The following is a 19,677-nucleotide window of genomic DNA, read 5'->3' on the forward strand; positions in this document are numbered from 1 at the left end:
TGTCAGCCGCGGACCCGTTCCCCGGATCCTCGTATCACCATTGACCGGCGACCTGTCCCGACCGGGCATCCACCATCACGTGCACGAACTGGCCGTCCTTGCGCAAGGCCGTCAGCATGTAGACCAGCGCCTCGTCCCGGCGGCACAGGTTGGCCCGCACGATGTCGGCCCGCGGCACGGCGGCGCGCGCCGCACGGATCGCCGCCACCGGCTCGACCACCCGCTTCTCCGCCACCGCCTCGCGCAGGTCGCCGGAGGAGAGGCAGGTCTGGGTCGTCTCGGCGGCCTTGATCGGCCGGGCCGTCACCGCCCCGGTGGCGGTCTCGTCCCGCTCCTCCGCGGCCGCGAGCCAGCCCGTCGCGCCGGCGAGGCCGACGAGGGCGGGAAGCAGGAGGAGAACGAGCTGGCGCATGCCGGGGACCATCGTCGCCGGGCACTGAATGCACCCTGAATGCGAAAAGTGCCGGGATTTCAGGCGGGGGCCCGGTCACATCCTCGTGTGCCGCACGGGACCGGCTCGCGGGCCGGCTGTGGCGCGGCCGGCGCGGGCGAACCGATCCGGCGGCTTGGCCGTTATGGTTAAGGCCGCGCTAACCGTGCCGGCCGACCTTGTCGGGCGCCAGCCAGGGAGAGGCACGTGAGGGAGAGACTGTTGCGCCCCGGCGCGTTCCCGTTCCTCGCCGCCGCATGGTGCGTCGCCGGCGCGGCCTTCGCCCAGGATGCCGCCCCCGCGGCGACGCAGGCGGCCGCCCTCGCCGAGATGGGGAGCGCCCCCCTGCTGCTGCGCATCCGCCCGCGGGACGAGGCGCCGGAGGACGGTTCGGGCGGCGATGCCGGCGAGGCCGCCCGGGAGGCGGAGGCGAGCCGCCTCGCCGCCGTCGCCCGCGCCGCTGCGGCCCGGGAGGCGTTCGAGGCGCGGATCACCGCGCGGGCGAACCGGGCGATCGCCTCGGTCTGCACCGGGTGCCTCGGGCCGGTGCCGCCCTCGGCGGCGCTGGCGCCGCCGGATGTCGGGATAGCGCCGCCGCGGCCGGTTCCGGCTTCGGTCGCCATGAGGGAGCCGTGATCGGCGAGGTTGGCCGGCGGTTCGAACCTGTCCTCGATTGTCGCCGACGTCCGGGCGGACCTGCCCCGTTCCGGTCGGCTCGGAGCAGGGGGCATCGGCGCGCATGGCCGCTGACATCGAACTCGTGTTGTTCGACCTCGACAACGTCCTGTACCACTACGACCGCCGCCGGCGCGTCGCATATCTGTCGGGGATCTCCGGCATCCCGGCCGACGCCATCCACGCCGCGATCTGGAACAGCGGCCTGGAGTTTCAGGGGGATAGCGGGGCCCTCTCGCCGCAGGCCTATCTCCAGGCGTTCGGCGAGCGGATCGGCTATCCGGTCAGCCTGACGGAATGGCTGGAAGCGCGCCGCGCCGCGATGGCGCCCGACACGGAGGTCCTCGCCCTGGTCGAGCGGTTGCGGGCCACGACGGCCGTTGCCATCCTGACGAACAACTCGGAATTGCTGACCGGGCATATCGATGTGTTATGCCCGGAGCTTCGGCCACTGTTCGGGGATCGGATCTACGCATCCGCCTCGTTCCACACGGCGAACCCCGATGCCGCCTGCTACCAGCACTGCCTCGCAGGTCTCGGGGTAAGGCCGTCGGCGGTGCTGTTCACCGACGATCTGCCCGAGAACGTCTCAGGCGCGCGGGAGGCGGGGCTCCACGCCCACCACTTCACGTCGGTCGACGCCTTGCGTCGGGATCTCGCGGGGCGGGGCCTGGACGTGTAGGGTGCGGGTGGCATCGCAGCTCTCAACCCTGGACCTCGCACGTCCGATCGGGCAGTGCAGGGCCATTCAGCCCCGCTGCCTCGAGAGCGACGTGATCCGCCCGACCATCCCGTTCCTCGCCGCTCTCCTGACCCTCGCCACCCCCGCCCGGGCCGTCGTCGGCGGGAGCGAGGCACCCGACGCCGCGCTCGCCCGCTCCAGCGTGATGGTTCTGTCCTCCCGCGGCGGGGTCTGCACCGGCATCGTGCTCGCCCGCGACGTGGTGCTCACCGCGGCGCACTGCGCCGCCCCCGGGGCCGAGCACCGGGTGCATTACCGCGACGAGTCCGGCGCGCCTGTGATGCTCGGGCTCGCCGCCCGGGCGGTGCATCCGGGCTACGATGCGGGAGCCATCAAGGGGCGCCGCCGCTCGATCGACCTCGCGCTCCTGCGCACCGAGACGGCGCTCCCGGCCCGCTTCGTCCCGGCCGCCCTGACCGAGGCCCCGGTCGCCGCCGGGACGCCCCTGACGCTCGGCGGCTACGGCGTGGCGCGGCCCGGCGACCATCGCAGCACCGGCACCTTCCGTACCGCGAGCCTGCCGCTGGTCGAGCCCTACGGCCCGAGCCGCATCCTGGTCTGGCTCAAGGGAGCGGCGGGCTCCGGCGCCTGCGAGGGCGATTCGGGCGGGCCGGTCGCCGGGGCGGGCGGGAGCGTCCTGGCGGTGACCACCTGGGCGAGCGGATCGGGCAAGGCGGCCTGCGGGGGAATCTCGCAGGGCGTGCTCGTCGGGCCGCAGCGGGCCTGGATCGCCCGCACGACCGCGGAATGGGGCGCCCCGGCCCGCTGGGAGTGAGACCCCTCCGGTCCCTGGGCTCACGGCTTCGTTCCCGGCGCGACCCTGTGCCGGTGCGGAACCACACCCGCGGCGCGAGACTTCACTTGTCGAGCGTGGCCGCACGCTTCTAGGGTGGTCTCATGCGCGTCTCTCCGTCCCGCCTCCGTTCCGCCCTGGCCGCCCTCGCGGTGGCCGCGCCTCTCGGCCTGTGGAGCGAGGCCGCCGGCGCCGTGGTGCGCGGCGAGGTCACCCGCGATCCCGACGGCCTGCGCAGCTCGGTGGTGCGGATCGAGAGCACCACCGGCGAGATGTGCTCCGGCTCGCTCATCGCCCCCGACCTGGTGCTGACCGCGGCCCATTGCGTGATGCGCAAGGCCGGCTACTGGGTCGTGGTCGTCGATCGCAGCTTCCGCCAGCGCCGCCTGCGGGCGATCGCGGCGTCGATGCACCCGGATTTCGTGCCCGGCACCACGCCCGAGACCCAGCCCGGCACCGACCTCGCGATCCTGAAGCTCGACGCGCGCCTCGGGCCCGATTTCCGCCCCCTCGATCTCCGCTACGGCGGCGAGATCCCGCAGGGCGACAACGTCGCCATCGCCGGCTACGGCGTGGTGGCGGAGAACCGGCGCGGCACCGCCCGGGTGCTGCGCCAGGCCCGCCTCGTCTCGCTCGGCGAGCTCCAGGTCGCCAACACCGTCACGGTGGTGGCCGACCGCAACACGCTGGCCGAGACGGCCGGTGCCGGTGCGTGCCTCGGGGATTCCGGCGGACCGATCCTGCGCGGCGGTCCCGGCGGCTACCAGCTCGTCGGCGTGGTGAGCTGGTCGAGCGGCGCCGCCCAGCAGGGCCGGGTCCGCACCGCCTGCGGCGGCTTCACCGCCGTGACGCCGATCGGCCTGCACAGCAGCTGGATCAACGCCCGCGCCGCCGAGCTCGCCCGCTTCGAGCCCGGCGAGGCGATGCCGGCGGGCGCCCGTCCCCATCCGGCGGACTGGACCGGGGGACGGTGACGGCCGGGGCCGCCGGCAGAGCTTGACTGTTTCGCGGCCAGGCCGTCCAACCGGGCTCCGTCCAACCCGGAGACCCCGATGAGCCAAGCCGTCTTCAGCCTCGCCCGCATCCTCGTCGTGGTGCTGTTCTGCGTCTCCGGCGCCCAGAAGCTGATGAACCCGGCCGGCGTCGTCGGCGCGATCTCGGCCAAGGGGCTGCCCTACCCGCAGGTGCTGGCCTACCTCACCATCGCGGCGGAGCTCGGCCTCGGCCTCCTCATCGCGTTCGGCTTCTACGCCCGGGCGGCCTCCGTGCTGCTCGCCGCCTTCACCCTCGCGACGATCGTGGTCTTCCACAATTTCTGGTCGATGACCGGCGACGCCGTCCGGACGAACCAGATCCAGGCCATGAAGAACCTCTCGATCATCGGCGGCCTGCTGATGATCGCCGCTGCCGGCCCCGGCCGCTTCGCCCTCAACCGGCGCTGAACGCGGGACTTTTTCGTCCGGCGGCCGCCGGAACGGCGCCCCTCCCGGCACGTTGACCGGCTCCTGAGGGAGCGCCATCGGCGACGGGCGGGAGCGGGTGAGGGTCATGGCCGCGGACACAGCATCGCCGGACGCGGCCTTCCGCAGCTTCGCCGAGGGCGCCGGGCTGATGATCTGGCGCGCCGACCGCCAGGCCCGCCTCGTCTACGTCAATCCGGCCTGGACGGCGTTCCGCGGCCGCGCGGCGAACGACGAGCTGGGTCACGGCTGGAAGGACGGGCTGCACCCGGAGGACCGGCCCGGGCACGAGGCCGCCCTGGCGGCGGCCTATGCCCGGCGGGCGCCGCACAGCGCCGAGTACCGCCTGCGGCGCCACGACGGCGTGTTCCGGTGGGTTCACGGCCACGCCTACCCGCTGCACGAGGGCGAGGATTTCGCGGGCTTTGCCGGCTCCTGCTTCGACATCACCGAGCGCAAGGAGGCCGAGGACCGGGCCGCCCGGGCGCTGGCCGAGCAGGAGGCCCTGCTCGCCGAGGTCTACCACCGGGTGCGCAACAACCTGCAGGTCACGGTCAGCCTGATCGGCCTCTACGGGCGGGCCGCGGCGGCGCCCTGCCGCCCGGCCTTCGACGCGCTCGGCCAGCGGGTGCGGGCGATCGCCCTGGTGCAGCAGCACCTGCACGAGGCGCCGCAGATCGCCAGCGTCGACCTCGCCGACTATCTGACGCGCCTCGCCGAGGGCCTGAGCCAGCTGCGCCGCGCCGGGCGGATCGCCGTCGCGGTCGAGGCCGGGCGCACGGTGCTGCTCGAGCCGCGCATCGTCAACGCGCTCGGCATGATCCTGGCCGAGATCGTCGCCGAGTGCCTCGACAGCACCGGGGAGGGCACCTCCTGCGTCACCCGGGTCGAGGTGCCGGCGGGCGGGCCCGACGAGCCGGTGCGGGTGCGGATCACCTCCGGCGGCGTCGCCGGCGAGCCGGCGGCCGGGGTGCCCCGGCTCGGACCCCGCCTGATCGCCGCCTATGCGGGCCAGGCCGAGATCGCGGTGTCGGGCACCGGCACCCCCGACGCGCCGCTCGACCTGACGCTGCCGGCGAGGGGCTGAGGGCGAGGGGCTGAGAACGAGGGCGAGCCCCGCGCGGTGGCGGGCGGCGCCCGGCCCGCCTATATGCCGGGTCCCACCTCCCTTCAGTCCTCCTCGGGTCCCATGCTGCCGCCCATCGACGAGATCGTCTCCAACTTCGAGTTCCTGGACGATTGGGACGATCGCCACCAGTACCTGATGGAGCTCGGCCGCAAGCTGCCGCCCCTGCCCGCGGAGGCCCACAGCGAGGCCAACCGGGTGCGCGGCTGCGTCAGCCAGGTCTGGCTCGAGACAAAGGTCGACCGCTCCGGGCCCGAGCCGCGGCTGCATTTCCTCGGCGACAGCGACGCCCACATCACCAAGGGCGTGGTGGCGGTGCTGATCGCGTTCTTCGACGGCCGCACCGCCTCGGACGCCGCCCGGGCCGACGCCCTCGGGCTGTTCCAGGCGCTCGGCCTCTCCGAGCACCTGACGGCGCAGCGCTCGAACGGCGCCCGCGCGATGATGGACCGCATCCGGGCCGATGCCGAGGGGGTCGCGAAGGCGGCGTAACATCGTCCTCACCCTCGCGCCCGCCCTTGCGGCGGCCGCCCCGGGACGGCACATCCCCTGCCTGACGCCACATCCCGGGGAGCCGCATGACCCTTCGCCTGAGCCCGCCCGCCGCCGCGCCGACGGCGCAGAGCCGGCCCGTCACCGTCACGGTCCACGGCCGCGCGGTGACCGACCCCTATGCCTGGCTCAAGGCGGAGAACTGGAAGGACGTGCTGAAGGACCCCTCCGCCCTGCCGGCGGAGATCCGCACCCTTCTGGACGCCGAGAACGCCTACGCGGACGCCGCGCTCGCCGGCACCACGGCCCTGCGCGAGACGCTGGTGGCCGAGATGCGCGGGCGCATCCGCGAGGATGACGGCAGCGTGCCGGACCTCGACGGGCCCTTCGCCTACTACACCCGCTACCGCGAGGGCGGGCAGCACCCGCTGGTCTGCCGCCGCCCGGCCGACAGGATCGCCCCCGGCCTCGTCGGGGACCTCGCCGGGGATGGCGAGCAGATCCTCGTCGACGGCGACCGGGAAGGGGAGGGGCATGCCTTCTTCAGCCTGGAGGACGCCTCCCACTCCGACGACCACGCGCTGATCGCCTGGAGCGCCGACACCAAGGGCTCCGAGCTCTACACCATCCGGGTCCGCGACCTCGCCACGGGCCGGGATCTCGAGGACCAGGTGCTCGCCACCACCGGCGACGTCGTGTGGAGCGCCGACGGCCGTGCGTTCTGGTACGTCGCGGTCGACGAGAACCACCGCCCCGCGACCGTGATGCTGCACCGCCTCGGCACGCCGCAGAGCGACGACGTGACGGTCTACGAGGAGAGCGACGCGGGCTTCTTCGTCGGCATCGGCGAGACCCAGTCCGGCGCCTACCTGGTGGTGACGGCGAACGACCACGAGACCTCCGAGGTCCATCTCGCCGACCGCGCCAAGCCCAACGGGCCCCTGCGCGTCGTGGCGCCGCGCGAGCCGAAGCTGATCTACTCGGTCGAGCATCGCGGCGACGAATTGTTCGTGCTCACCAACGCCGACGGCGCCGAGGACTTCAAGATCGCGGTGGCGCCGGTCTCGGACCCGGCCCGGGCGAACTGGCGCGACCTGATCCCGCACCGCTCAGGGGTGATGATCCGCTTCCAGCACGTGCTCGCCCGCCACCTCGTGCGGCTGGAACTCGAGAATGCCCGCCCGCGCCTGATCGTGCGCGACGCCGAGAGCGGCGCCGAGCACAGCGTCGCCTTCGCCGAGGAGGCCTACTCGCTCGGCCTGTCGCCGGGCCACGCCTTCGACACCGATCTCGTCCGCTTCACCTACTCGTCGATGACGACGCCGGCGGAGACCTACGACTACCACGCCGAGACCCGCGAGCGGACCCTGCGCAAGCGCCAGGACGTGCCGAGCGGCCACGACCCGGCGGCCTACGTCACGCGGCGCCTGTTCGCGACCGCACCGGACGGGGAAGAGGTCCCGGTCTCGCTGCTGCACCGGCGCGATACGCCGCTGGACGGCACCGCGCCGCTCCTCCTCTACGGCTACGGCTCCTACGGCTCCCTGATGTCGGCGGCCTTCCGCACCAACCCGCTGTCGCTGGTCGATCGCGGCTTCGTCTACGCCATCGCGCATGTCCGCGGCGGCACCGAGAAGGGATGGCGCTGGTACCTCGACGGCAAGCGCGAGAAGAAGCCCAACACCTTCTCGGACTTCGTCGCCTGCGCCCGCGCGCTGATCGAGGCCCGCTACACCGGGGCGGGCCGCATCGTGGCCCACGGCGGCAGCGCCGGCGGCATGCTGATGGGGGCGGTGGCGAACCTCGCGCCGGAGCTGTTCGCCGGCATCGTCGCCGACGTGCCCTTCGTCGACGTGCTCAACACCATGCTGGACGGCGAGCTGCCGCTCACCCCGCCCGAATGGCCCGAATGGGGCAATCCGGGCGCCGACCTCCAGGCCTTCGAGACGATCCTGTCCTACTCGCCCTACGACAACGTGGCGGCGAAGGCCTACCCGGCGATCCTGGCGCTCGGCGGCCTCACCGATCCGCGGGTGACCTACTGGGAGCCGGCGAAGTGGGTCGCGCGTCTGCGCGCCACCATGACCGGCGGCGGCCCGGTGCTCCTGCGCACCAACATGGAGGCCGGGCACGGCGGCGCGGCGGGCCGGTTCGACCGCCTGGAGGAGGTGGCGCTGATCTACGCCTTCGCGCTCGCGGCGGTGGGGGCGGAGGCTTAAGCTCCGGCATCGGAACGCAAAAAACCCTCCCCCGCAGAGGGGGGAGGGTTCAGGCGGCGGCGCCCTCACACCGGCCGCATCGTACCGCCGCCCGTTGCACCCGTCCCGACATGCCGGCTGCGCAGCCGGAAGGCCAGGATCAGCATGAAGGCCCCGAAGGCGATGGCGTAGCCGCCCATCCAGTAGGTCAGGACGAGAAGCGACAGCACCGGGCTCGCGATCAGGGCGACGGCGAACAGCACCGACAGCGCCCCGCCGATCGCCAGCCACCAGCGGCCGTGATCGAGATGGAGCCGGAAGGCGGCGGCGATCATCAGGGCGCCGGTCACGAGCGCCCAGGCGGCGATGAGGTAGATGAAAGCGACGAGGGTGCTGCCCGGCATCAGGAAGGCGAGCACGCCGACCAGGATGTTGAGGATGCCGGCGGCCAGCAGGTAGCCCCAGCGCTCGTGCCGCTCCGCCGCCCGGATCGCGGCCACGATCTCGGTGATGCCGTCGACCAGCATGTAGGCCGAGAAGAAGATCACCAGGGTCAGCAGCGTGGCGCCCGGTGCGATCAGCGCCACGATCCCGAACAGGATCGCGAAGGCGCCGCGGAGCGCGATCAGCCACCAGTTGCGGGCCAATACCGCGCTCATCGCGTTGAGGCGGGCGAGCGGATCGGCCGCATTGCCGTAAGGGGATGCGCCGCCATGCGGCGTATTCGGAAGGGGAGAAGCGGTACTCATGCGATCATCCTCCGGGACGAGGGCCGCCAAGGTCAGGCCTTGCTTGGGGTGAACGTGGAGAGAGCGCGGCTGTTCCGTTAGCTTTCGGTAACCTTACGTCTTCGATAAGCTTCCCTCATGGTCCTCGCCCCGTTCGGGCCGGTCGCGGCGCGCACCACGTCTCCACGGTCCCGGTTCATCCCGGCCCCGGGCCGGCTTTTTTGCCGCAATGCGGAACCGGCGCCTCTGCCGCAGCGTCTTCCAAGCCGAGGCGGGCGCCTTGCCCGGCCCGGATGCGGGCCGTCGCGTGGAATTCACGACATGCTGGACGATCAGTCGCGGGCGGAGGCCCCGGTGGGACGGGACGCGCCGGCGCCCGTCGTGACGCGAGCGGATGCCGCGCGCGACGAGAACACGCGGGCGCTGCAAGAAAACACCCGCGCCTTGCGCGAGCACGTCCCGCAGGACGAGGTGGCGGACAAGGATTCGGGCTCGGACGAGAAAGACACGGACGGCGAGGGCGACGAGGGCAAGCGGAAGAAGCCGGGCCTGATCAAGCGCCACCCGCTGTGGTTCGTCCTCGGTGCGGTCCTGCTCCTCCTCGCAGCGGCCGGCGGCTACTGGTACTGGCTGACCTCCATCCACCCCTACGAGAGCACCGACGACGCCTTCGTCGATGCGCGCCAGTTCGCGGTCTCGCCCAAGGTATCGGGCTACGTCACCGCCGTGCCGGTGACCGACAACCAGCACGTCGAGGCCGGCGCCGTGCTGCTCCAGATCGACACGCGCGACTACGAGGTGGCGCTCCAGCAGGCGCGGGCGCAGATCCAGTCGGCCGAGGCCCAGATCCAGGGCTTCGACGCCCAGATCCAGGCGCAGCAGGGATCGATCCAGGAGGCCAAGGCCCAGGTCGAGCAGGCCAAGGCGGCGCTGCAATTCGCCAAGCAGGATGCCGCCCGCTACCAGGATCTCGCCCAGCGCGGCGCCGGCTCGGTGCAGCAATCGCAGCAATCGACCTCGAACCTGCAGCAGCAGCAGGCCAACGTCGACCGCGCCAACGCCGCCGTGACGGTGGCGCAGCGCCAGATCGGCTCGCTCCAGGCGCAGAAGGCCGGTGCCGAGGCGAGCCTCGCCCAGGCCCGGGCCCAGGAGGCGCAGGCCAGGCTCAACCTGTCCTACACGACCGTGACGACGGCGCAGGCCGGCCGCGTGGTGCGCCTCACCGGCGCGGTCGGGCAGTTCGCGCAGGCCGGCCAGGCGCTCAGCATGTTCGTGCCCGACGACATCTGGGTCACGGCGAACTTCAAGGAGACCCAGATCACCGACATGCGCCCGGGCCAGGCGGTCGATGTCGAGATCGACGCCTATCCCGACCACAAGATCACCGGCCGGGTCGATTCGGTGCAGCCGGGCTCGGGCACCGCCTTCAGCCTGCTGCCGGCCGAGAACGCCACCGGCAACTACGTCAAGGTGGTGCAGCGCGTGCCGGTGAAGATCACGGTCGAGAACTGGCCGAAGGACGTCTCGATCGGCCCCGGCATGTCGGTCGTGCCGACGGTGCGCGTGCGCTGAGACGGGAGTCCCTGCCGTGAGCGGTCAGAACCCCGCCGACAGCGCCGCCGGCGACCACAATCCCTGGATCATCGCCATGGTGGTGGCGCTCGCCACCTTCATGGAGGTGCTCGACACCACCATCGCCAACGTCGCCCTGCGCTACATCGCGGGCGGCCTCGCCGTCGGCCCGGACGAGGCGGCCTGGGTGGTGACGAGCTACCTCGTCGCCAACGCGATCGTGCTCACCGCCTCGAGCTTCCTCGCCAAGCGCTACGGCCGCAAGGCCTTCTTCATGGCGGCGATCGCGCTGTTCACCGTCTCCTCGGTCCTGTGCGGCCTCGCCTGGAGCCTCGAATCGCTGCTGTTCTTCCGGATCCTGCAGGGGCTCGGGGGCGGCGGCATGGCGCCGCTGGCGCAGTCGATCCTGGCGGATTCCTTCCCGCCGGAGAAGCGCGGCCAGGCCTTCGCCCTCTACGGCGTCGCCATCGTGGTCGCGCCGGTGGTCGGGCCGACGCTCGGCGGCTGGCTCTCCGACCAGTATTCCTGGCACTGGTGCTTCCTCATCAACGCGCCCGTCGGCGTCATTGCCCTGTTCCTGATCTGGTGGCTGGTGCAGGATCCGAAATCGGCGGTCGAGGAGAGGAAGCGCCTGCGCCGGGAGGGCGTGCGCTTCGACATCGTCGGCTTCGTCCTGGTCGCGACCTTCCTCGGCTCGCTCGAGGTCGTCCTCGACGAGGGCCAGCGCAAGGACTGGTTCGGCTCGAACCTGATCGTGATCTTCGCCTGCCTGACCGTCGTGTCGTTCGTGGCGATGATCCCGTGGGAGCTGAACCACAAGAACCCGGTCATCGACCTGCGGCTGCTGGCCAAGCGCCAGTTCGGCTCGTGCTTCCTGGTGATGCTCGCCACCGGCGCGATCCTGATCGCCACGACCCAGTTCCTGCCGCAGCTGCTCCAGGACTATTTCGGCTACACCGCCACCTGGGCCGGCCTCGCGCTGTCGCCGGGCGGCATCGTCACCTGCCTGATGATGTTCGTGATCGGCCGCGTCTCGTCCTACGTCCAACCGAAGTACCTCATCGCGACGGGCGCCACCATCATCGCCTTCGCGATGTATGACCTGACCAACCTCTACGGCGACCTCAACTTCGGCTTCTTCGTCTGGTCGCGCGTCTATATCGGCATCGGCCTGCCGATGATCTTCCTGTCGATCACCGCGGCCTCCTACGAGGGGATCTCGAAGGACCAGACCGACCAGGCCTCGGCGCTGATCAACGTCGCCCGCAACGTCGGCGGCTCGATGGGCGTGTCGCTCGCCCAGAACATCCTGGCCTATCGCCAGCAGTTCCATACCAGCCGGCTCGTCGAGCACATCGTGCCCTCGGAGCCGGCCTACAAGGAGACCCTGCGCGCGGCGACGCAGTTCTTCTCGACCCGCGGCGCCAGCACGGTCGACGCCCAGAACCAGGCCGTCGCCTGGATCGGCCGGCAGGTCCAGACCCAGTCGGCGTTCCTCGCCTATATCGATGTGTTCTGGGCGCTCGCCGTGGTCTCGGCCTGCGCGGTGCCGCTGGCGATGATCCTCAAGAACGTGAAGCGCGGCGGCGAGGCGCCGGCGGGCGGGCATTGAGGGCCCAACGAGCCGGAGCGCCTGCGACCTCATCCTGAGCGACCATCGGAGCGACCGAACCCCGAAAGGCCCGGCGATTGCCTGGCCGTACGGGATCGACGACAACGGCGGCACCGTGGGACGGCCCGGCGTGGACGGCGACTGCCGGCCCGCGTGTCATGGCCGCGCCGGCCTGCTGCTCTCGATTGGGCCGGACGACTGGCGGACTCTGAGTTTCCATGGCGGCAGCCGCATGCCGGATCGGGAGTTGACTGCTATTTCGCGTGCGGTCATATCCGCGCAAGTTCATGCTCGGCGCTCTGCTGGACCGATTGAGAGTAAGATTCTGATGAGCGGCTTGAAATTCGGGACTTCTGGCCTTCGCGGTCTGGTGGTCGATCTTGTGGGATGGCCGAGCTATTCCTATTCCAAGGCTTTCTTCGACTCGGTCGGTGCTGCCAGCTCTCGGAGCGGCAAGATCCTGATCGGGCGTGATCTGCGCGACAGCAGCCCGGAGATCGCCGCCGCGGTCGCCACCGCCGCCGGTGCGGCCGGCTTCGAGGCCGTCGATTGCGGCTCCCTGCCGACCCCGGCCCTCGCGCTCGAGGCGATGCGGACCGGGAGCTGCGCCGTCATGGTCACCGGCAGCCACATCCCGCAGGATCGCAACGGCCTGAAGTTCTATCGTCCCGACGGCGAGATCACCAAGGCCGACGAGGCGGCGATCCTCGCCGCGCTCGGCGACGGAGCGACACCAGGCACCCTGCCGCCGCCGGTGACCGCCACGCCCGAGCCGGCCGCGCTCGACCGCTATGCCCGGCGCTACCGCGACGCGTTCGCGTCCGACATCCTGAGCGGCCTGACGGTCGCGGTCTATCAGCAGAGCTCGGTCGCCCGCGACCTCCTCGCCGAGCTGCTGGCCGCGTTCGGCGCGCGCGTCGTGCCGATCGGCCGGTCCGAGACCTTCGTGCCGATCGACACCGAGGCCCACCGGCCCGAGGACATCGCGTTCATCCGCGACGCGATGGCCGATGGCGGCTTCGACGCCCTCGTGACGACCGACGGCGACGCCGACCGGCCCCTGATCGCCGATGCCGCGGGCAGGATCGTGCGCGGCGACATCCTCGGGCTGATCACCGCCCGGTACCTCGGTGCCGACGCGGTCGTCGTCCCTGTCACGGCCGGCTCGGCCATCGAGCGCGCCGGCGGGTTCCGGACGGTGCTGCGCACCAAGGTCGGCTCGCCCTTCGTCATCGCCGGCATGGCGCAGGCGGCCGGGGACGGCGCCGGCCTCGTCGTCGGCTTCGAGGCCAATGGCGGATTCCTGCTCGGGTCGGACGTCGCCCTCGGCGGCAGGAGGCTCCCGGCCCTGCCGACGCGCGATGCCGTGCTGCCGATCCTGGCGGCCCTCGCCGCGACGCGGCAGGCCGGGACGTCGCTCGCCGACCTCGTGACCTCGCTCGGCGCCGGCGAGACCGCGAGCGACCGGCTGCCCGACGTCGCCGCGGAGCGGAGCGGCGCCCTCCTGCGCCGGCTCGGCGAGGACGCGTTTCGCCGGGACTTCCTTCGCCCGGTCGGCGTTCCCCAGGCCGTCGACGGGCGGGACGGGGTCAGGATCGCGCTCGACGGCGATCGGACGATCCATTTCCGCGCCTCCGGCAATGCCCCGGAATTGCGGTGCTACGCGGAGGCGACGACGCTCGCGGCGGCGGAGGACCTCGTCCGCTGGGGCCTGGCGGCCGCAGCCTCGGCGATGGGAGAAGGGGCGGCGCAGCCCTGAGGGCCCGTCCGCGAGGCTCGGGCGGACCGGGCTCGCATGCCGGCATGCCGGCCCCGGACCGCCGCGGCCCGCTCGGCAAGGCTTCTGGGCAAGGCTTCTCGGCAAGGCTCTTCGGGCGGTCAGGCCGTTCGCTTCGAGCCCGGGAGCGGCAGGGTCGGGGGCAGCGCCAGGAGATCGCGATGCCCGATCGTCGCGGCCGTGCCCGGCCTCCGCCGGGCCGCGGCCCAGGCCGCCGCGTCCTCCGCCGGGACGCGGCCGGCTTCCCCGGCCGCCCGCGCCGTGCCCTCCGCGAGTTCGCCGAGCAGCGCGGCTTCGTCCGGCCCGAGGCGCCAGGGGCTGGCCGCCGTCTCGACCGCGTAGCCGTGGCGGCGGAAGGCCGAGGCCAGGATGTCGGTCGCGCGCGGGCCGGCGGCGGGCCCGAACCCCTTGTCGCCGGCCTGATGGGCCAGGAAGGCGGCGTGGATCGCCGCGTCGGCCGGGTGGGGCGGGGTCCAGGTCTCGCGCCCGTCGTAGGTCAGCGCGGTGTAGAACGCGGCGCCGATCCCCGCGACGTCCCGGGCGAGCGCGGCGATCCAGTCCTCCCCGGCAAGATCGAACAGGGCCGCGGCGGTGACGAGGTCCGTCGCGTCCGTCAGGGCCGCCGCCGGACCGGCCGCGAGGTCGAGGGCGCGAAACCGCACCGCGATCCGGGCGCCGTCCCGGTGCAGGGTCAGGCCCTCCTCCGTCTCCTCCGCCGTCCCGGCCCAGGCCGCGAAGCGCGCCCGGGCGGCGGCGAGCAGGGCGGGATCGTGGTCGACGAGCACCCAGTCCTGCGCCGGTCCCAGATGAGGCGCCAGCGCCCGCAGGTTCGAGCCGGTGCCGCAGCCGAGATCGACCGCCCGCACCGGGCCCGACCGGGCTCGGGCGAGCGCGGCGGCGAGGGTCGCGACGAGGCTCGCGTCGCGCGCCGCGTGGTCGGCGGGCTCGCGCAGGGCGAGCCAGTCGGGGCTGAAGCCGCTCATGACGTCCTCAAGGCCGCGGCGACGGCCGCGGCGGTCGCGGGCCAGTCCGGCAGGCGCTGCCCCGCCGCCCAGGACGCGGCGGCGGCCTCGGCGCGGCACTCGGGATCGGCGATCAGGTCGCGCAGGGCGGCGGCGAGCGCGGCTGCGTCGCCGGGCGGCACCGCGCGGCCCGCCCCCGCCGGCACCGTCTCGGCGGCCGCGCCCCCGGTGGTGGCGACGAGCGGCAGGCCGCGGGCCAGGGCTTCCGTCAGGGCCATGCCGTAGCCCTCGAACAGCGAGGCCGAGACCGCGAGGTCGGCCTGCGCGTAGAGCCGCTCCAGGGCGTCCGCCGTCACCGCCCCGGCGAGCGCGACCCGCTCCCCGAGGCCCGCCGCCGTGATCCGGCCGCGCAGGGCGGCCACCGCGTCCGGCGCCCGCGCGAGGCTGCCCGCGATCGTGAGCGACCAATCGAGATCGGTGAGGGCAGAGAGCGCCCGCACCAGCACGTCGTAGCCCTTGCGGGGCGACACGGTGCCCACCGCGAGGAGGCGGACGTGGGGGCCGGGCCGCGGCACGACCCGCGGGGCGGGGGGCGTGCCGGGCTCGGCGACGGCGATCCGCTCCGGCGGCACGCCGAACTCGGACGCCAGCATCCGGGCGGTGAAGCGGCTCGTGGCGATCACGCGGGCCGCCAGCCCGAGCGCCGCGCGCTCGCCCGCGACCAGCGCCGCCGCCCGCGCCGGCGACAGGCCCGTCTCGTACCCGAGGGGATGATGCACCAGAGCCGAGACCGGTCGCCCGGCCGCGCGGACGATCTCGGGTGGCAGCGCCCCGTAGGCGAGGCCGTCGACGAGGAGGGCGGCGTCGCGCGGCACCGCGGCGAGGCGCGCGGCGGTGCCGGCGAGGTCGTCGGGGGTGGGGTCCGGAAAGCCGCTCGGCAGGGCGAGGTGGGTGGCGGCAATCCCCAGCGCCGGCAGGTGGCCCAGGAGCGCGCGGTCATAGGCGTAGCCCCCGGTCGGGGCCGAGAGGTCGCCCGGGACGGCGAGGACGAGGCGCATCAGGCGAGCGGCGCCTCGAACCAGGCCCGGGCCAGGTGGGATTCGTGCAGGGTGACCCGGATGCGGCTCACGCCCTCGCCGCCGGGCCCGAGATCGCCGGCGCGGGTCGCCGCGGCCATTGCCGCGTGGATGTGGCCGCACAGGAACTCGGTCGTGGTGTTCGTGCCCGAGAACTCCGGCAGGTCGTCGAGGTTGCGGTAGTTGAGCGGCGCCAGCACGGCTTTCAGCGCCTCGCCCGCCCGGCCGATATCGACCACGACCCCGTCCGGGGTCAGGGTCTCGCGGAAGAACGCCACGTCGACCACGAAGGTCGCCCCGTGCAAGCCTTGCGCGGGACCGAACAGGTCGCCCTTGAAGCTGTGGGCGATCATCACGTGGTCGCGGACCTCGACGGCGTACATGGGGCTCCTTTCAGTAGCGGATCACGGTGCACAGGCCCGGCGCGCCGGGCTCGAGGAGCCGCGGCAGGGCGGCGGGCAGGTCGTCGAAGGCGACCTCCTCGGTGAGGAGGGCGTCGAGACGGGGATCGCGCAGGAGGTCGAGGGCCTTGGCGAGGCGCCGGCGATGGCTCCAGCGCGGGCGGCGCGAGGCCGCCACCGCCCCGACCTGGCTCGCGACGAGGCGCAGGCGCCGGGCGTGGAAGGCGAGGCCGAGCGGGGCGGCGACCGGCGCGTCGCCGTACCAGCTCAGCTCGACGATTCCCGCCTCCTCGCCGGCGAGCGACAGGGCGAGGGAGAGGCCCGCCTCGCTCGCGCTGGCGTGGACGACGATGTCGGCGTCGGGCGTCGCCGCCTCCGGCAGCGCGAAGGCGAGGTCCAAGCCCTGCGCCGTCCCGGCCCGGGCCGGGTCGCGGTCGATCACCTGGACCTCCGCCTCCGGCAGGCCGGCGCAGAGATGGGCGACGAGGAGCCCGACCACGCCGCCGCCGACCACCGCGATCCGGTCCCCGGGCCCGGCGCCCGAATCCCACACGGCGTTGAGCGCCGTCTCCATGTTGGCGGCGAGCACGGCGCGGCGCGGCGGCAGGCCCTCCGGCAGCGGGCAGAGGGCCGCCGGGGCGGCATTGAAGGCCTCCTGATGCGGCTGGAGCGCGAAGACGGGCGTGCCGTCCTCGGTCTCGGCCACCGCGCAGTAGCCGTACTTGACCGGGAAGGAGAACTCACCGCCCTGCGCCGGCGCCCGCATCCGGTCGGCCACCGCGTCCGGCACGCGGCCGTGGAAGACCAGCCGCTCGGTGCCGCGGCTCAGGGCCGTCCACAGGGTCCGCAGCCGGACCTCGCCCTCGCCGGGCGCGGGCAGGCGCTCTTGCCGCAGCTCCGCTTGCCCGGCCGCGCTATACCAGAGCGCCCGCACGGCCTCCGCCGTGCCGCTCCCGGATGCCTGACGATGCCGCACACCGACTCCTCGGTCGTCCCCCTCGCGGAGGGGCCCGCCCGCGCTCCTCTCACGACGCCGACGGGCCTGCAAGCCTGCCCGACCCTGCGGCGCCGCCGCCTCCTGGTGCTCGGGCTCAACCTCGCGACCATCTCGGGGTTCGCGGCGGCCCTGTGGGGCGTGCTGGCGCAGGACGGCGTCGACGGGATCGACCTCGCGCTCCTCGCCTGCGGCCTCGCCACCCTGCCCTGGACGGTGCTGGGATTCTGGAACGCCGCGATCGGCTTTCAGCTGATGCGGGCCGGCCGCGCCGGCCTGATGGCGGCCGCGCCGCAGGCCGCAGCAGGGGAGGGGCAGGGGCAGGGGGAGGGGGAAGCGGACGCGCCGCTCCACCTGACCACCGCCGTGGTGATGACCCTGCGCAACGAGGACCCGGCCCGGGCGCTGTCGCGCCTCGCCCTGGTGCGCGAGAGCCTGGTGCGCACCGGCCACGGCGGCGCCTTCCGCTACCACGTGCTGAGCGACAGCGACGACCCCCGGGTGATCCCGCTCGAGGAGGCCTGGGTCGCGACCTGGCGCGCCGGCCTGCCCGCCGAGGAGGCCGACCGGATCCATTACCGCCGCCGGGCCGAGAATGCCGGCTACAAGGCCGGCAACCTGCAGGATTTCTGCGCCGGCAGCGACGCCGACCTGATGCTCCCCCTCGACGCCGACAGCCTGATGACCGGGCCGGCGATCCTGCGCCTCGTGCGGATCATGCAGGCGCATCCGCGCCTCGGCATCCTGCAGAGCCTGGCGGTGGGGGCGCCGGCCGCGGGCGCCTTTCCCCGCCTGTTCCAGTTCGGCATGCGCCACGGCATGCTGCCCTACACGCTCGGCGCCGCCTGGTGGGGGGCGGAATGCGGCCCGTTCTGGGGCCACAACGCGGTCGTGCGCATCGCCCCCTTCGCCGCCCATTGCCGGCTGCCCTCCCTGCGCGGCGGCGGTGCGGTGCTCTCCCACGACCAGGTCGAGGCGGTGCTGATGCGCCGGGCCGGCTACGAGGTCAGGGTACTGCCGATCGAGGAGGGCAGCTTCGAGGACAACCCGCCGACGCTCCTCGACCACCTCGTCCGCGATGCCCGCTGGTGCCGCGGCAACATGCAGTACCTGCGTCTGCCCCCGATGCCGGGTCTCCTGCCGATGAGCCGGTTCCAGCTCGCCTGGGCGGTCCTGATGTTCCTCAACCCGCCGGCCCTGACGCTCGCCCTGCTGCTCCTGCCGTGGCGGGCCGCGACGCAAGCCGGCCCGGCGACGGGCGCGGCCGCGCTCTACCTCCTGTGGCTCCTGCTCTCGCTGGCGCCGAAGCTCGCCGGCTACGCCGCCGTGCTGGCGGACGGGCGGGCGCGGGCGGCCCATGGCGGGGGCTTGCGCTTCCTCGCCGGGATGCTGGCCGAGGTCGCGGCCTCGTTCCTGCTGCTCGGCGCGTCGTCGGTGCGGCTCACCGCGGTGCTGGCCGGTCTCCTCGTCGGCCGCGCCGGGTCCTGGGCGGCACAGGACCGCGACGCGCGGGGCCTGCGCTGGCGCGAGGCTCTGCGCGCCTTGGGCGGCGTCACGCTGTTCGGGATCCTCGTCTGCGGGGCGCTCACCGTCGTCTCGCCGGCGCTCCTGGCCTGGAGCCTGCCGCTGACGCTCGGCAGCCTGCTCGCCGTCCCCTTCGCGGTCCTCACCGCGGCCCCGGGCGTCGGCCGTGCCATGGTGCGGTCCGGCCTCTGCGCGACGCGGGAGGAGATCGCGCCGCCCTGGGAGATCGCGCGGCTGCGCGGTGGTGGCGCGGACGTGCGAACCCCGCGAGGGCTGCCCTGATACCGCAGCACCTTGGAACGGACCCGTTCCAAGGTGCTGGCTAAGCCCGAATGGGCGTCGGCGCTGATGCGCCGGACGCCTTGGCATCGACGTGTCGATGCCAAGGCGCGAGGGTATGAGGGGCGAGGTCGTTTGCGCTTGGTGACGATGACGGGCGGGGCCGGCAGAGCCGCTCGGTGCAGCCATGCCGGCCGTTCCCGCTCGCACCGCGGTCTACCGCCGGAGCCGATGACGCCTCCTGCGGTGGTGCTCAGCGCGGGCGGAACCCGGGGTTGATGTTGCCGGGATTCAGGACCGCGCCGGTCCTGCCCAGGTTCTTGGCGGTCGCGGCGTCCTGGCCGACCAGCGGGTTGGTCTTCCCGACCTGAGTGGGAGGAGCGTAGGTCGCGCCGGGCCGCACGGCGCCGGGGCCCGCGGCATAGCCCGGCCGCGCGTAGCAGGCCGCACCCTGGCAGGCGGCGGCGGGCGTGGCCGCGAACACGCTCATCGTGGCCAGCACGGCGGCGCCCAGCATCAATCCACGCATCGTGATGATCTCCCTCTCGCGTCGAGAGCGAGGGTGGGTCGCAGCCGAGACAGTACGAGAGCGCGCCGCGACGGCGCTCGATTGCGGGCGCCGCCGATTGTGCTCGTTCGGCACGATCCTGGGACTGGTGCGTTGCGGTTCCGATGCCCCTCGCCGGATCCATCGATCCTGACACAACTTAGAAACATCTTGCGGGTGCGCGCCTATCGTCACTTGTGACGATGCTGGGCCCTGCCGACACTCTTTCTCAAGAATATCGTGAGGTGACGGACAGTCCTGCCTGCCCGCCCCGCCCGCCGATCCCATC

The 19,677-nt window shown here is 73.3% G+C and carries 19 protein-coding genes; 12 read left to right on the forward strand and 7 right to left on the reverse strand.

Translation table 11 applies throughout. The annotated features are described in order from the left end of the window. Positions 1-34: 34 nt before the first annotated feature. Complete coding sequence (locus DK419_RS09360; protein WP_109958842.1) at positions 35-412, reverse strand: PepSY domain-containing protein; 378 nt, start codon at positions 410-412, stop codon at positions 35-37. A 225-nt stretch (positions 413-637) separates the two neighbouring features. On the opposite strand from DK419_RS09360, the gene DK419_RS29395 reads away from it, so the two are divergent. The 8 genes from DK419_RS29395 to DK419_RS09400 all read left to right on the forward strand — a co-directional run bounded on the left by DK419_RS29395 (position 638) and on the right by DK419_RS09400 (position 7,937). After that, positions 638-1,066: a hypothetical protein gene (locus DK419_RS29395; protein WP_245442887.1), complete on the forward strand. Its 429-nt coding sequence runs from the start codon at positions 638-640 to the stop codon at positions 1,064-1,066. A 103-nt stretch (positions 1,067-1,169) separates the two neighbouring features. Further along, the gene (locus tag DK419_RS09370; RefSeq protein WP_109958843.1) at positions 1,170-1,787 is read left to right on the forward strand and encodes an HAD family hydrolase; all 618 of its coding nucleotides are present in this window, start codon (positions 1,170-1,172) and stop codon (positions 1,785-1,787) included. A 91-nt stretch (positions 1,788-1,878) separates the two neighbouring features. Further along, on the forward strand, positions 1,879-2,622 hold the full coding sequence (locus DK419_RS09375; protein WP_109958844.1) for a S1 family peptidase: 744 nt from the start codon (positions 1,879-1,881) through the stop codon (positions 2,620-2,622). 122 nt (positions 2,623-2,744) lie between these two features. After that, positions 2,745-3,614 (forward strand): S1 family peptidase, encoded by an 870-nt coding sequence (locus DK419_RS09380; RefSeq protein ID WP_109958845.1) that lies wholly within the window; start codon positions 2,745-2,747, stop codon positions 3,612-3,614. Positions 3,615-3,692: 78 nt separating this feature from the next. Continuing rightward, complete coding sequence (locus DK419_RS09385) at positions 3,693-4,082, forward strand: DoxX family protein (protein ID WP_109958846.1); 390 nt, start codon at positions 3,693-3,695, stop codon at positions 4,080-4,082. A gap of 106 nt (positions 4,083-4,188) precedes the next feature. After that, positions 4,189-5,187 carry a sensor histidine kinase gene (locus DK419_RS09390; protein WP_109958847.1) on the forward strand — a complete coding sequence of 333 codons (999 nt, stop codon included), beginning with the start codon at positions 4,189-4,191 and terminating at the stop codon, positions 5,185-5,187. Between the two features lie 102 nt (positions 5,188-5,289). Continuing rightward, complete coding sequence (locus DK419_RS09395) at positions 5,290-5,718, forward strand: SufE family protein (protein WP_109962215.1); 429 nt, start codon at positions 5,290-5,292, stop codon at positions 5,716-5,718. Positions 5,719-5,804: 86 nt separating this feature from the next. After that, positions 5,805-7,937, forward strand: a complete 2,133-nt coding sequence (locus DK419_RS09400) for a S9 family peptidase (protein WP_109958848.1) — start codon at positions 5,805-5,807, stop codon at positions 7,935-7,937. Positions 7,938-8,002: 65 nt separating this feature from the next. On the opposite strand, the gene DK419_RS09405 is transcribed toward DK419_RS09400, so the two are convergent. Further along, positions 8,003-8,665: an HdeD family acid-resistance protein gene (locus DK419_RS09405; protein ID WP_109958849.1), complete on the reverse strand. Its 663-nt coding sequence runs from the start codon at positions 8,663-8,665 to the stop codon at positions 8,003-8,005. A gap of 300 nt (positions 8,666-8,965) precedes the next feature. Here DK419_RS09405 and DK419_RS09410 point away from each other — a divergent pair, with 300 nt between their 5' ends. From DK419_RS09410 to DK419_RS09420, 3 genes are all read left to right on the forward strand, one after another. Continuing rightward, on the forward strand, positions 8,966-10,216 hold the full coding sequence (locus DK419_RS09410) for an HlyD family secretion protein (RefSeq protein WP_109958850.1): 1,251 nt from the start codon (positions 8,966-8,968) through the stop codon (positions 10,214-10,216). A 16-nt stretch (positions 10,217-10,232) separates the two neighbouring features. Beyond that, a complete protein-coding gene (locus DK419_RS09415) occupies positions 10,233-11,828 on the forward strand; it encodes a DHA2 family efflux MFS transporter permease subunit (protein WP_425352643.1) in 1,596 nt (531 codons plus the stop codon). A gap of 328 nt (positions 11,829-12,156) precedes the next feature. After that, positions 12,157-13,587, forward strand: a complete 1,431-nt coding sequence (locus DK419_RS09420) for a phosphohexomutase domain-containing protein (protein WP_109958851.1) — start codon at positions 12,157-12,159, stop codon at positions 13,585-13,587. 119 nt (positions 13,588-13,706) lie between these two features. Here DK419_RS09420 and DK419_RS09425 read toward each other — a convergent pair whose 3' ends face one another. The 4 genes from DK419_RS09425 to DK419_RS09440 are packed head-to-tail and all read right to left on the reverse strand — an operon-like array spanning position 13,707 to position 16,939. Continuing rightward, a complete protein-coding gene (locus DK419_RS09425) occupies positions 13,707-14,588 on the reverse strand; it encodes a methyltransferase (RefSeq protein ID WP_109958852.1) in 882 nt (293 codons plus the stop codon). Continuing rightward, positions 14,585-15,625 (reverse strand): glycosyltransferase family 4 protein, encoded by a 1,041-nt coding sequence (locus tag DK419_RS09430; protein ID WP_109958853.1) that lies wholly within the window; start codon positions 15,623-15,625, stop codon positions 14,585-14,587. Before DK419_RS09430 ends, DK419_RS09425 begins: the two co-directional genes overlap by 4 nt. Continuing rightward, entirely contained in the window at positions 15,625-16,026 is a 402-nt protein-coding gene (locus DK419_RS09435; RefSeq protein ID WP_109958854.1) for a 6-pyruvoyl trahydropterin synthase family protein, read from the reverse strand. Before DK419_RS09435 ends, DK419_RS09430 begins: the two co-directional genes overlap by 1 nt. A gap of 10 nt (positions 16,027-16,036) precedes the next feature. Further along, positions 16,037-16,939: a zinc-dependent alcohol dehydrogenase gene (locus DK419_RS09440; protein WP_425352664.1), complete on the reverse strand. Its 903-nt coding sequence runs from the start codon at positions 16,937-16,939 to the stop codon at positions 16,037-16,039. 72 nt (positions 16,940-17,011) lie between these two features. Between DK419_RS09440 and mdoH the strand changes: the two genes are divergently transcribed. Beyond that, the gene (gene mdoH / locus DK419_RS09445; protein WP_109958855.1) at positions 17,012-18,844 is read left to right on the forward strand and encodes a glucans biosynthesis glucosyltransferase MdoH; all 1,833 of its coding nucleotides are present in this window, start codon (positions 17,012-17,014) and stop codon (positions 18,842-18,844) included. 250 nt (positions 18,845-19,094) lie between these two features. On the opposite strand, the gene DK419_RS09450 is transcribed toward mdoH, so the two are convergent. Further along, positions 19,095-19,370: a hypothetical protein gene (locus tag DK419_RS09450; protein ID WP_162561181.1), complete on the reverse strand. Its 276-nt coding sequence runs from the start codon at positions 19,368-19,370 to the stop codon at positions 19,095-19,097. Positions 19,371-19,677: the final 307 nt, after the last annotated feature.

This window comes from Methylobacterium terrae (genome assembly GCF_003173755.1).
GTDB lineage: Bacteria > Pseudomonadota > Alphaproteobacteria > Rhizobiales > Beijerinckiaceae > Methylobacterium > Methylobacterium terrae.